This is a genomic window from Chitinivorax sp. B, assembly GCF_005503445.1.
Taxonomy (GTDB): domain Bacteria; phylum Pseudomonadota; class Gammaproteobacteria; order Burkholderiales; family SCOH01; genus Chitinivorax.
Genome location: NZ_SCOH01000003.1, coordinates 17473 through 30076, shown reverse-complemented (window position 1 = coordinate 30076; position 12604 = coordinate 17473). Strand labels below are relative to the sequence as shown.

13 protein-coding genes and 3 tRNA genes are annotated in these 12604 nt (G+C 50.3%); 8 read left to right on the top strand and 8 right to left on the bottom strand.

Annotated elements, in window-relative coordinates:
- The first annotated feature begins 1 nt into the window (after position 1).
- Both acpS and nagZ read left to right on the top strand, forming a co-directional pair.
- Positions 2–379 (top strand): holo-ACP synthase, encoded by a 378-nt coding sequence (gene acpS / locus FFS57_RS02735; RefSeq protein ID WP_137936227.1) that lies wholly within the window; start codon positions 2–4, stop codon positions 377–379.
- Positions 380–390: 11 nt separating this feature from the next.
- Positions 391–1497 carry a beta-N-acetylhexosaminidase gene (nagZ, locus tag FFS57_RS02730; RefSeq protein WP_137936226.1) on the top strand — a complete coding sequence of 369 codons (1107 nt, stop codon included), beginning with the start codon at positions 391–393 and terminating at the stop codon, positions 1495–1497.
- Between the two features lie 283 nt (positions 1498–1780).
- Here the strand turns inward: nagZ and nrdR are convergent, their stop codons facing one another.
- The 7 genes from nrdR to gluQRS all read right to left on the bottom strand — a co-directional run bounded on the left by nrdR (position 1781) and on the right by gluQRS (position 6217).
- Positions 1781–2227, bottom strand: coding sequence for a transcriptional regulator NrdR (nrdR, locus tag FFS57_RS02725; RefSeq protein ID WP_137936225.1), 447 nt, complete (start codon positions 2225–2227; stop codon positions 1781–1783).
- Positions 2224–3339: an aminopeptidase gene (locus FFS57_RS02720; RefSeq protein ID WP_171013528.1), complete on the bottom strand. Its 1116-nt coding sequence runs from the start codon at positions 3337–3339 to the stop codon at positions 2224–2226. The genes nrdR and FFS57_RS02720 overlap by 4 nt, the downstream gene beginning before the upstream one ends.
- Before the next feature lie 105 nt (positions 3340–3444).
- Positions 3445–4692, bottom strand: a complete 1248-nt coding sequence (glyA, locus tag FFS57_RS02715) for a serine hydroxymethyltransferase (protein WP_137936223.1) — start codon at positions 4690–4692, stop codon at positions 3445–3447.
- 207 nt (positions 4693–4899) lie between these two features.
- Positions 4900–4975 (bottom strand) — tRNA-Glu (locus FFS57_RS02710).
- A 29-nt stretch (positions 4976–5004) separates the two neighbouring features.
- Positions 5005–5080: transfer RNA gene (locus FFS57_RS02705), tRNA-Glu, on the bottom strand.
- Between the two features lie 28 nt (positions 5081–5108).
- Positions 5109–5184 (bottom strand) — tRNA-Glu (locus FFS57_RS02700).
- A gap of 79 nt (positions 5185–5263) precedes the next feature.
- Positions 5264–6217, bottom strand: coding sequence for a tRNA glutamyl-Q(34) synthetase GluQRS (gluQRS, locus tag FFS57_RS02695; RefSeq protein ID WP_137936222.1), 954 nt, complete (start codon positions 6215–6217; stop codon positions 5264–5266).
- Positions 6218–6336: 119 nt separating this feature from the next.
- On the opposite strand from gluQRS, the gene fdxA reads away from it, so the two are divergent.
- The gene (gene fdxA / locus FFS57_RS02690; protein WP_137936221.1) at positions 6337–6672 is read left to right on the top strand and encodes a ferredoxin FdxA; all 336 of its coding nucleotides are present in this window, start codon (positions 6337–6339) and stop codon (positions 6670–6672) included.
- Between the two features lie 94 nt (positions 6673–6766).
- On the opposite strand, the gene FFS57_RS25090 is transcribed toward fdxA, so the two are convergent.
- Positions 6767–7072: a VanZ family protein gene (locus FFS57_RS25090; protein ID WP_171013526.1), complete on the bottom strand. Its 306-nt coding sequence runs from the start codon at positions 7070–7072 to the stop codon at positions 6767–6769.
- A gap of 160 nt (positions 7073–7232) precedes the next feature.
- Here FFS57_RS25090 and mltB point away from each other — a divergent pair, with 160 nt between their 5' ends.
- From mltB to FFS57_RS25670, 5 genes are all read left to right on the top strand, one after another.
- Complete coding sequence (gene mltB / locus FFS57_RS02680) at positions 7233–8261, top strand: lytic murein transglycosylase B (RefSeq protein WP_249383858.1); 1029 nt, start codon at positions 7233–7235, stop codon at positions 8259–8261.
- A 577-nt stretch (positions 8262–8838) separates the two neighbouring features.
- Positions 8839–9717, top strand: a complete 879-nt coding sequence (locus FFS57_RS02675) for an esterase/lipase family protein (protein ID WP_249383866.1) — start codon at positions 8839–8841, stop codon at positions 9715–9717.
- Between the two features lie 20 nt (positions 9718–9737).
- Complete coding sequence (locus FFS57_RS02670) at positions 9738–10655, top strand: lipase secretion chaperone (protein ID WP_171013524.1); 918 nt, start codon at positions 9738–9740, stop codon at positions 10653–10655.
- 588 nt (positions 10656–11243) lie between these two features.
- Positions 11244–11426 carry a DUF3606 domain-containing protein gene (locus FFS57_RS02665; RefSeq protein ID WP_137936216.1) on the top strand — a complete coding sequence of 61 codons (183 nt, stop codon included), beginning with the start codon at positions 11244–11246 and terminating at the stop codon, positions 11424–11426.
- Between the two features lie 438 nt (positions 11427–11864).
- Positions 11865–12602 (top strand): PEP-CTERM sorting domain-containing protein, encoded by a 738-nt coding sequence (locus tag FFS57_RS25670; protein ID WP_249383857.1) that lies wholly within the window; start codon positions 11865–11867, stop codon positions 12600–12602.
- Positions 12603–12604 lie beyond the last annotated feature (2 nt).

Genomic DNA, 12604 nt, shown 5'->3' with positions numbered 1-12604 from the left:
TGTGATCTACGGAATTGGCACCGACATCGTGAAAATAGCGCGTGTGGCTCGGCCGTTGGCACGGTATGGTCAGCGTTTCGCCATGCATATACTGTCTTGTGCCGAATTGCCGGAACTAGCCATGCAGCCAAATCCGGCTGTTTGGCTGGCTAAGCGCTTTGCAGCCAAAGAGGCGTTCGTCAAGGCGTTGGGAACAGGCATCGTCAGCCCCGCAAATCTCACCAATTTGACTATTACGCATGATGCGGTTGGTAAGCCAGGTTTTGAATTGGCACCTGAGCTTGCATCCTTGCTGATGGCACGTGGGATTCGAAATATTCACCTGAGTATTGCAGATGAGCGGGATGTGGCCTGCGCTTTCGTTATTCTGGAAAGTTAAACAAGACTGAGATGACGACTCCTACCTATACGCTTGGTCAATTAGGGCCGTTGATGGTTGATGTCACTGGTCCCAGTTTGACAGACGTTGAACGTGAACGCTTGCAGCATCCACTGGTCGGGGGGGTGATCCTGTTTACGCGCAATTACCAGTCTCCTGCTCAGTTGGCAGCGCTGTGTTCAGAGATCCATGCGCTACGTCATCCTAAGTTGCTGATTGGTGTCGATCACGAGGGTGGGCGTGTGCAGCGATTTCGTGAGGGCTTCACGCGGATTCCTCCGATGCAGGTGTTGGGCGAATTTTGGAATCGACATGGCTCACATCATGCCAATACACTGGCACGGCAGGTTGGGTGGGTGATGGCCGCAGAATTGCGGTCTTGTGGGGTGGATTTCAGCTTTGCACCTGTGCTGGATCTGGACCATGGGTGCTGCGCTGTCATTGGCAATCGTGCCTTTCATGCTAATCCGGATGTCGTGGCACATTTGGCTCATTCACTGCAATTGGGTATGAAGCAGGCTGGTATGGCGGCCGTAGGAAAGCACTTTCCCGGCCATGGCTTCGTGAACGAGGATTCTCATCATGCGATACCCGTTGATCCGCGCTCACTGGCTGAAATTGCTCAACATGATCTGATTGCTTTCAAGAGTATGGTTCAGCAAGGACTGAATGCCGTGATGCCCGCTCACGTCATCTACCCGAAAGTGGATTCTGCGACAGCTGGATTTTCTCGCATTTGGCTGCAGGACATTTTGCGGGGGGAGTTGGCTTTTGATGGTGCGATCTTTAGTGATGATCTGGGGATGGCTGGTGCCGGCACTGTCGGTGATATGCTGAGTAGGGTCAATGCAGCTTTGGATGCTGGGTGTGATATGGCTTTGATCTGTAATCAGCCCGAACAGGCAGACCATGTATTGAAACATTTACATCGCCCTGCCTCTGCAGCCAGTTTGGCACGGTTTGCAAGAATGCATGGGCGCACCAATCCGCCAGATTTGACATCGTTGCGTGCGCAGCCAAAATTTGTGGCGGCTGTTCATTTGGTCGGGGCGATTGGCATGAGTGAGGTAGATCTGCCTTTTCCGCCGGTTGGCGAGCCCTATTCACCAGGTAATTAACGATTGGAAAGTTGGCGACTTATACATCAAAGGCTTGCCAAGTATAAGGCATCAGTCTTTAATTGCCGGTTCAATAGCATTTGAATTGAAAGCATTGGCGCAAGATGGGGTCAAATTGGTAAGAACGACCTGATCGAACTGGTTGGTCCTCGGTTTATTGTGAATACCTCTGATCAAGTGGCTTGACAGCTCAACACTGGTTGGGTTTTCGGAATCCTTACTTCGGGCGTGATGTCGAGATACGTTGCGACAAACTTCGGAATGTGGTGAAACAGTGTTCGGGCTACTGTACTTCTTTGATGGCATCACGAAAGTCATCAATGTCCTGAAAGCTTCGATAAACAGAAGCAAAGCGGATATATGCTACTTTGTCCAATTTATGTAGTTCCGTCATGACCATTTCACCAATTTGTCGAGAAGGAATTTCACGTTCTGCCAAGCTCAACACTTTTTGTACAATGCGTTCAATTGCTTCGTCCACCAATGTAGTAGGAACAGGGCGCTTGTGCAGGGCGCGCATGAAGCTGACACGCAACTTCTCACGATCAAATTCGATACGATGACCATTGGTTTTGACCACCTGAGGCATCCGTAATTCTGCTGTTTCAAAGGTGGTAAAGCGTTTCTGGCAAGTGGCGCACTTACGGCGGCGGCGAACTGAATTGCCTTCCTCGTTGACGCGTGAGTCGATCACTTGGGTGTCGGCTGCGCCGCAGAATGGGCATTTCATGGGGGCATCTCCTCGTTTTTTTGCAATTCTAGCTTGTTATGTTGTTGTACGTCACGTGCCAAGGCCCGTTCAGACAAGGTGTGCAGCATTTTGGCACGTTCTGCAGGTGTCTGCTTGCTGATCTTGCGAGCTTGCTTGTAGAAACGCTGCCAGTTTCTATCATTTTCCCAAAATAGCTGCCGAAATGCCGGTACGAAAGCATGGTAGGTGGCTTGGCTTGCCAAGTGAGCATTTCCAGGAAACGGAGAGAACCAGTGATCATAGCCACTATAACCTTGCCAATTCGCTTTGAAGGCGTGATAACGGCTGAGGTATTCGGCTTGAATATGATGTTTGGCCATTCGTTTTTCGGCTGTGCTCTGGGGGCTGGCATAGGTGCTTGTCAGGGATTGGCGAAAACCGTGTAACAATGTTTGAAATGCTTGTCGTCGTTGCTCTGCAATAGCAATCTGACTGTTCGCGGTTTGGTGTTGCCCAAATTGATTCAGCCATTGGTTGGTACCTTCCAGTTCGACGGCCGTTGCGAAGGCTTCATTAAAGGCGGTATCGTCTTTTATATAGATCAGTTGATGTGATAATTCGTGAAAAATCAATCGTGCCAGTTCTATGTCGTGATAGCCTAGGAAAGTGTTCACTAAGGGATCATGGAACCAGCCCAGTGTCGAATAGGCTGGGACGCCATAGATAAACACGTCATGGCCGCCTTGTTCCTTCTGTGCGGCGTAGTCCTTTGCGGCTTGTTCGTTAAAAAAACCGCGATATGTCAGGCAGCCGGCAATCGGAAAGCATTCTGTTATCGGAATAAGAGATAGTTCTGGAGTCGTGACTACGTTCCAGATCAAGTATCGACGGCCAATATCTGCATAGCTGCGGTAGCTTTTGTTGTCTGGTAGGCCAAGCTCATGGCTGGCATAGTTTCGTAAGGTACTGGCCAGTTTCAGCTTACGTTTGACGTGCTCAGATGTGTTTGGGTCTTCAAGAATGGATGCGATTGGACGTGCCCGGTTGAGTACGGTGAAGTGCCCGATGGCAGCCTGACTATAATAGGCAAGCGTACTGCAGCCATAGAGTAGCGAAGTCAGGCACACGGTAGCAAGCAGTCGTGCAAGCATGAGCATGGTTAGGGGTGAAAAAAAGAGGGCTGCCCCTCTTTTTTAAGTATATGCCTTTGCACTAAGACTACAACGGCATATTTATTGCGATCCCGTTAGTGATTTTTACTCGCTGTAGACTGGGAAGCGCTTGGTCAGTGCATGTACCTTGTCACGGGTTGCAGCAATGGCGGCTTCATTGGTGGGTGCGTCCAGCACGTCGGCAACCAAGTGGGCGACCTGACGTGCTTCATCTTCCTTGAAGCCACGTGTAGTGATGGCCGGAGAACCGATGCGGATGCCAGATGTTACAAACGGGCTTTCCGGATCATTTGGAATGGCATTTTTGTTAACTGTAATATGCGCCAGACCCAGGGCTGCATCGGCGACCTTGCCTGTCAAGCTCTTGGGGCGAAGGTCAACCAGAAACAAATGTGACTCAGTGCGGCCGGAGATGATGCGTACACCACGCTCAGCCAGAGTGCGGGCCATGGTGTCAGCATTTTTCAATACTTGTTGTTGGTAGGTCTTAAATTCGGGTTTGAGCGCTTCGCCAAACGCAACCGCTTTGGCTGCAATGACGTGTTCCAGCGGACCACCTTGTAGGCTTGGGAAGACGCTGGAGTTCAGGATCTTCTCATGTTCGACCTTGGCCAGAATGATGCCACCACGTGGACCGCGAAGTGTCTTGTGAGTGGTGGAGGTCACGAAATCGGCATGAGGTACTGGGTTAGGGTATACACCAGCAGCTATCAGGCCGGCATAGTGTGCCATATCAACCATGAAATACGCACCGGTTTTCTTGGCAATGGCGGCCATGCGCTCGAAGTCAAAACGAAGTGCATAGGCAGAGGCGCCACCAATCAACAGCTTCGGCTTGGTCTCCAGTGCAATGCGCTCCATTTCATCATAATCGATCTCTTCTTTGTCGTTCAGGCCGTAAGGAACGATTTTGAACATTTTACCAGACAGATTGGCGGGTGAGCCGTGGGTAAGATGGCCGCCATGGCCCAGATTCATACCCATAATGGTATCGCCTGGTTTCAGGATGGAGAAATATACGCCTTGGTTGGCTTGTGAGCCTGAATGTGGTTGCACGTTGGCATACTCTGCGCCGAACAGCTCTTTGACGCGATCAATGGCTAATTGCTCAACTTTGTCAACAAACTCGCAACCACCATAAAAGCGCTTGCCCGGATAGCCTTCCGCATACTTGTTGGTCAGCTGCGAGCCTTGTGCTTGCATGACTGCAGGGCTGGTGTAGTTTTCGGAGGCAATCAGTTCGATGTGCTCTTCCTGGCGCTGGCGTTCGCCTTCCATATGTTGCCAGAGTTCAGGGTCAAGCGATGCAATCGTCTGCTTATAGGAAAACATGGGATCTCTTTCCGGGCAAAAGGTTGAGGTGAATCAAGGTCGAGATTTTATCAGATCACCGCTGCAACCGTATGGGTGATTTTCCATGTACTAATGAAGAAAATTAATGATGCCGTATGTTGGTGTTTGAACATGCGCAAAGCGGGGTCTGTAGCGCATTGGCATTATGTCGGGATAAAGAGTGATGAAATTGGATAGATCGCTGGATGGCGTCCCCACGGGGATTCGAACCCCGGTTATCGCCGTGAAAGGGCGGTGTCCTAGGCCTCTAGACGATGGGGACGCTGACGCAGAGGTAGCGTTTAGGTTTTGTGGCGTCCCCACGGGGATTCGAACCCCGGTTATCGCCGTGAAAGGGCGGTGTCCTAGGCCTCTAGACGATGGGGACGCTGACGCAGAGGTAGCGTTAGGTTTTGTGGCGTCCCCACGGGGATTCGAACCCCGGTTATCGCCGTGAAAGGGCGGTGTCCTAGGCCTCTAGACGATGGGGACGCTACGGTCTGTCGCTGTGCTGCAACGAAAGAGGCGCGGATTCTATTCCTGAGTATGGCTAGATGTCAACCGTTTTTTGCTAGTTCTTGAAAATAGGTTTGGTCTGGGTTGCATTGTCATAAATAGCGGGGCTGATTGTGGCATGTTTGGGTACGTTCTGGATTTGCCAATGTGCTTTGGCCCATGCCCAGATGGTTACTACTGGCGCATTCATCATGTCTGTCGGGAGCGGCTGCCCAAGAAAGGTGAGTGCATCACCTAGTGCGGTATTGATCGCTTGATTGGCCAGGCATTTGGCCAGATTCTGTTTACTTAGTTTGTCGCCTTGTCGGTTGAGTGCCAATGGCAGATGCGCGTAACGTGGGCTTGGCAAGCCCAGGGTTTGTTGGAGAAAGAGTTGGCGTGGTGTGGAAAGTAGCAGATCTGCCCCACGCACAATGTCGGTGATATTGGCATCTGCGTCATCCACGACGACAGCAATTTGGTAAGAGAATAGGCCATCGGCCCGCTTCAGAATGAAGTCGCCGATGTCGCGTTTTAAATGTTGATTGATTGATCCGACAACGCGGTCACGAAAATTGATTGGATGATCCGGTACCCGAATGCGCCAAGCTCTGGCTTGCTTGCCAGGGGGCAAGCCCGGACTGCATGTGCCTGGGTAAATCAGACCATCCAGGCCCTGTATGGCCGAATCAGCGATTTCTTTGCGAGAGCAGGCACAGCCATAAATCAACCCCAGCCTATTCAGTTTATCAAGCGCAGCCTGATAAGCATTAGATCGCTGGTGTTGATAGGTGATCGGACCATCCCATTCGAAGCCAAAGCGCGCCAGCGTCCGAATGATCTCGTCTGCTGCTCCAGGTATGGCACGAGGCGGGTCCAGGTCTTCAATGCGTAATAGCCATTCGCCTTGATGTGCCTTGGCATCCAGATAGCTACCAACAGCGGCAATCAACGAGCCGAAATGCAAGGGGCCAGACGGAGTGGGAGCAAAGCGGCCGCGATAGTAAGTTGATTGGGGTGGGGTAGGCATATTGAGCGGATTTAGATTGGCAGGTAATTAGCAAATAACCATGAGGTACCGCCGCCAGCGCTTGCATCTGCTAGAATTGCGGCCTATCTCTTGAGTATGCTCGACAAGGAATCAGTAAGATGGCTTACGTTGTAACCGAATCCTGTATCAAGTGCAAATACACTGACTGTGTGGATGTGTGTCCAGTTGATTGTTTCCGTGAAGGGCCAAATTTTCTGGTCATTGACCCTGATGAGTGTATTGATTGTACTTTGTGTGTGGCAGAGTGTCCGGTTGAGGCAATTTATGCTGAAGATGATGTACCGGCTGACCAGCAACATTTCATTGAAATCAACGCCGAACTGTCGCGTAATCCGAAATGGAAGCCGATCGTGGAGAAGAAGGACCCACTGCCGGATCACGAGCAATGGGCATCGGTAAAAGGAAAGACCCAGTATCTAGATCGGGACGAATAACTGCGTCGTCGATTAAGTACTTGAGAAAACCGCCGTAATGGCGGTTTTTGTTTATTGTCTTAAAGCACTACCCAGTAGTTTCACTTGACCATGTTTACTTATGGTCCAGGCAACTGTGGAGTAAAGGTACTAGGCGACCCATGAAGGTGTGGGAGAGTAGCATGCCGAGAATGGCCCCTAATGCATTGGTAGCCATGTCATATTGGTCAAAGCTGCGGTAACCAGTGGCATCCTGTGCATATTCGATGGCGACGCCCATGGCGATGAAACTGCTCATGATACTGAGTCGTTTGGCTCGGGCTGGATAAAGTTGTGCAAACCACAGCATTAATAGCAAATAGGTACCAGTGTGCTGCAACTTGTCGCCGTAGTTGATATGCAGTTGGGGAGGGGCTGGCATTAGACATAGATACCAGACCAAAATGATTAAGCACCAGCCTATAATAAGCCAGATGCGTGCTAGTGTGTTATAAGACATGATTCCGATATCATAGCTTGATTTATCCCTTTTTCGCATGTTCCAATCATTTCGTTTATCCCTTTCCATATTATTGGCATCCGTGGCGATAGCGGCCCCGGTGGCAGCAGAAGAGCGCATTGTTCCGGTGTTACTCGACCGGCCCGAGGTGGTGTCATTCATTGAGCGTGTGGTGGATCAGCACCAATTTGATCGCCAGCAACTTTACAATTTGTTCAGTGAAGCCATCTTCAAGCCTACCATTCTGACGGTGCTGGATCGTCCGTCTACTTCACGTCCGTGGCATCAGTTTCAAATATCCTTCTTGACGGACGCCAAAGTCAGAGACGGGGTGGCATATTGGCAAAAGCATCGCCCCTGGCTGGATAAAGCGGCCAAGGATTTTGGTGTGCCGGCGGAAGTGATCGTGGCAATCATTGGGGTGGAAACCAATTATGGTCGAAACGCTGGCAGTTTCCGGGCATGGGATGCGTTGACGACTATCGCCTTTGATTACCCTCGACGTGCTGAATACTTTCAGCAAGAACTGGAGCAGTTCCTATTGCTGGCACGGGAAGAGAGTAAGGATCCGTTGTCACTGAAAAGCTCTTACGCTGGCGCGTTAGGTGTGCCGCAATTCATGCCAAGTAGCTTCCGGAAGTATTCAATTGATCTGGATGGTGATGGTAAGCGGGATATCTGGACCAATCCTGCTGATATTGTCGGTAGTGTTGCTGCCTATTTCAATCAGTTTGGTTGGCAGCCCAAAGGTATGGTGGCCGTTCGGGCCAAGGTTGAAGGAAATCAGATTGATACGTTGTTGGCTGACAAATTCAATCTGCACTATACCGTTGATGACTTGGCAGGCTTTGGCGTGAAGCCGGTGAATGCGCTACCAGGCAATGAGCCGGCCGTTGTGTTTGCATTGGAGACCGAGCCAGGTGTGAATGAATATTGGTTAGGATTGACCAATTTCTATGCCATTACCCGTTACAACCGTAGTGTGAACTATGCGATGGTGGTCAATTTGTTGTCGCAACGATTGCGGTTGGCCTTCGATGAGCCGACTGAAGAGATTCCCGTTCGCTCACGTCCTGCTTCAAACAGACGAATCAGTAAGTACCGTAGTTGAAGGTTGAAGACTGTGCATTCTCACCAGATTTTGGCTGGGGATGCACAATTAAAGTTGTTTCCTGCCTTGATTCATTCTTGATTCATTCCCTTGCTGGTTTGTTGCTGAGACTAGCCTGCCTAACTCAGGCCCCTTGTGCTGGACCTATGGTTGCTGACATCCCTCCGGATCATATAGTGCGAGTCGCAAGATATTTGCTGATGGCCGTGCTTGCGGTTATGCGAAATCCAGGTGTGATGTGATGCTGCTCTGAATTGGAGATGGTCCTTTTGCTTGCTAGCACAATCTGTCTTTGTTTGTTCCAACTGGTTCGATTTCCGATATGTGCATGATTGATTCATTGCGGATGTAACTCAACATCTTGCTGGTATTGAATAGCGGGGAAAATGCTGGATTACAGTGTTCGGCCGACGTAATGCATTGAATTGCATTATCCATTTTATAGAGTATTTGCTCTTTACTTTCGAAAATGTTGGTTCTAATCTGATATCGCAATACATAAATTACCAACAAAAGTAACGAGGAGATCAACATGAAACGCATACACTTTGCCGGTGCTGTTACCTTGGCCTGCGCCATGATTGTGCCTCACGCTAGTCAGGCTGCTGGGTATACACAAACGAAATACCCCATCTTGTTGGTGCATGGTATTTTCGGTTTTGATAATTTCCTGGGAGCCGATTACTTCTACAAAGTGCCAGGAGAGCTTGCCAGAGATGGAGCACGTGTATTTGTCTCGACTGTATCGGCTGCCAACAGTAATGAAGTCAGGGGCGAACAATTGCTGGCAGAGGTCAAACGAATATTGGCGCAGACTGGCGCGACTAAAATCAATATCGTTGGGCATAGCCAAGGCAGCCCGACAGCCCGTTATGTGGCGTCAGTGCGACCTGATCTGGTGGCGTCAGTTACCAGTGTTGGCGGGGTCAATAAGGGATCGAGGGTAGCTGACATTGTGCGGCAAGTTGCCCCGCCTGGGTCTGTCTCGGAATCTGTGGCATCTACGGTAGCCAATGCCTTTGCAAGGTTGTTGAGTTTTGCTACTGGGGGAAACGGATTGCCCCAAAACACCATTGCGGCACTGGATAGCTTGACCACGCCAGGGCTTACCAAATTCAACGCCAAGCATCCGGGTGGGGTGCCCAGTGCTTGTGATGAGGGGGCGTACGTCACGAACGGGGTACGTTACTACTCTTGGGGGGGTGGACATTCTGTCACCAACATACTGGATCCTGCTGACGGGCCGCTGGGTCTGTTGTCGCTGGCGCATGGTCAGTCCAACGACGGCTTGGTGGATACCTGCTCACAACGACTAGGGCAGGTAATTCGGGTGGACTATAAGATGAACCATCTGGACCAGATCAATGGATTCTTTGGCATTACCCATCTGTTTGAAACCAGCCCCTTGACGGTCTATCGCCAACACGCCAACCGGTTACGCAATGCGGGTGTGTGATGAAAGCGGCCTGGATAGGCGTGGCAGCCCTCGTCAGTGCGGGGGCTGTTGCCGGATTACTTTTTCACACTGATTCGATTGGTGCTCCTGAAATGCCAATTGGCCAGCAGGTTGCAAGGGAAAAGCCATTTGCGCCGTCTTTGCGTGGGACAAATGTAGACGGCCAGATTCAGCAAGGGCAGGGGGAATTGGTGATTGGTCCTGCCTTGTTGCAACGCTTTGACTACTATCTTGCAACTTATGGTGAGCGCCCCTTGCCGGATATTCGACAAGCCATTGAAAGGGATTTGGACAAATCATTGAAACCAGAGCATGCCACACGTGCAAAAGCCATTCTGGCACGCTATCTGGATTTCAAGGCTGCACTTGCGACTTTGGCCAAGCAAGCGATTGGCCACGATGATGAGCTGACCCTCGCTGGGACGCGCACGCGACTGGCCGCAATCAAGCAACTGCGTGATCGCTTTTTCTCTCCGCGAGAAAGTGAAGCATTGTTTGGTGAAGATGATGTGATCAACGATTTATCACTGACAAGACTGGAAGTAACGCACAATCCACAATTATCGCCAGCAGAAAAAGCAGGCAAGTTGGCGGAGATTGAATCACAGCTGCCTGCAACACAGCGGACTGCACAGGCCGCTGCAGTCTCGCATGCCGTATTGGCGGATAAGGTGGCTGCGGCACGTAATCAAGGGGCGAGTGATGCGCAGATCTTTGCATTGCGAAGTGTCGAAGTGGGCCCGGAGGCTGCTACACGGTTGGCTGCAGTTGATCAGGAGGAAGCGGAGTGGAAACAGCGTATCACGGCTTATCTGGCAGAGCGGGGCCAGATATTGGCCAGTTCATTGGCGGATGCTGATAAACAGGCGGCAATTTTGCAAGCACAACATCGCCGGTTCAACGAAATGGAGCGGTTACGGCTTGCTGCTTATGAGTAGCGCATTGTGGCCGTCATGCCCGCTGTGCTTTGATTCACAGCTGAAATAGTAAGCCAACTAGGCTGCGTTTTGAAAGGCTCACACCGCATTCGCTGGGGTGTGGGCTTGCTGGTGCACATTGCTTTTCAGTAGCCTGCATCCCTATTGCCCTACCGCATTGCTTGAGGTAGCACTATGGGGCCTGCGTTTCGATATGCCACGGTATGGCATCGACCCTTCCTGTTACCGCCTTGCTCATTTAGATACCTTTGTCTCGCTGGAATCCTTACGGTCCTTATCGGTTTTTCTTTTTCATCGGCTTGGCACCATGGGTTGTCTGGTCTGCTGTAGCAACGGCTGCTGTTGCGTTGATGGCTACCACATCGCTGATTACACTGGTTTTTACCATGATGTTGCCACTTGGCCCACTGCTGACTTGGTTGTGTCCAACTCCTGGGGTGCAGTTCAAACACAGGGTGGTTCAGTACGCAAAATTGAAGGCTTTTCCCCTTGTAATAGCTAAGCCTTGTACTAGCTTTAGGATGCTGTTTGTAATCCCGTTTTGCTAGGTACCCGTTATGTTCTAGATATCAAATTTAGGAGGCAACTATGTCTGATGATAAAAGTAAGACACATCCGTTGGATGCCCAACGAATTGATATACATGATAAGAATGAAGTAAAGAGCTGGTCCAAGTCGTTAGGATGCAGTGAGGCCCAGCTGAAAGCAGCAGTAGGCAAGGTGGGTACATCTGGTAAAGCGGTACGTCAGCACCTTCAAGGCAACGCATAGGTATGTCACAATGCAATGCTCATATCAGTGGGCATTGTGTCAAATCCCCCGCAAAATCCCCTGTCGTGGCCTGTGACAAAATCATCGCAAATTAATGCCAATTCGGCCGCAGTCGTACAGAACGCTGCTCAGGCTGCGGCATTGTTGGACTATCTGGAGGCTCAAGGTATTGATGTGCCTGGTGCTCGGCAATGGGTTTCTGGGCAAGCCCAATAAATTGTCTGGGGCGATCATCTAAAAAGCCCTGATGCCGTGTTGTGCTAACTTGTAGTTGAACAAGCAACCAATTTGGGCGACAGAAGTACCAATGCGGATGTTGGCGATGTCGTAGTCCGATCTAGAGGGCGAATCAATATACTCTTGGGATGGTAGACGATTGATATTGGGTGGGGTGCTGGATTATGATAAATGGATTTTTGGGCTGGATAAAATAAAGCGATGTTTGTGAAAAAAGTACTAGCAGTGTCTGCAATTCTGTCTGCAGCAAATGCACATGCCATTAATGCAAGTGCATCAATAGATTGGTCGACCTTACGATTCGTTGTAGAAGATACCGCTCCGGATGATGGGGTTACTCCTGTACTTTCGATTGTTCCGACGGAAAGTTATGGCTTATTAACAGGCCCAAATCCGATTGGCAGGGATTCCACATCCGGCAAATGGGATGGCAATTGGAACTTAACGCATAAATCATCTGATTCGTCTAAGCCGGGAGTAACGCTGTCGGCTGAATATGGCACAGTTGCCAAGGCTAATATTGTTACTGATGCTGGCATTGCCGAGGGAATTTATGGTGTTTCTGTGGGCCGCAACGGTGGTTTTCAATTGAGTGGGGCTGGACGAGTAGATGTATATGTTGATTACAACTACAGTTTTAGTGATTTGGTACCTAAAGAACGATCCTATCTTTATTCTGGGTTGAAGCTTGACTGGTGGGGCGGCGGGCAGGATGGGGGATATACATTTACTGATGCCGTATTGGGACACGGGCATGGGCAAATGAAAGCATCTATTTGGAGCCCAGTAGGCGGTACGCATGGGCTATTCAAAATAGGGCTCGGCTTTACCTCACATGCGCCTGCAGTGCCGGAACCGGAGACATATGCAATGTTGCTGGCTGGAGTTGGGGTTGTGGCGTGTCTTTCGAAGCGACGTAAACGAAATCAAGTGCAATAAAC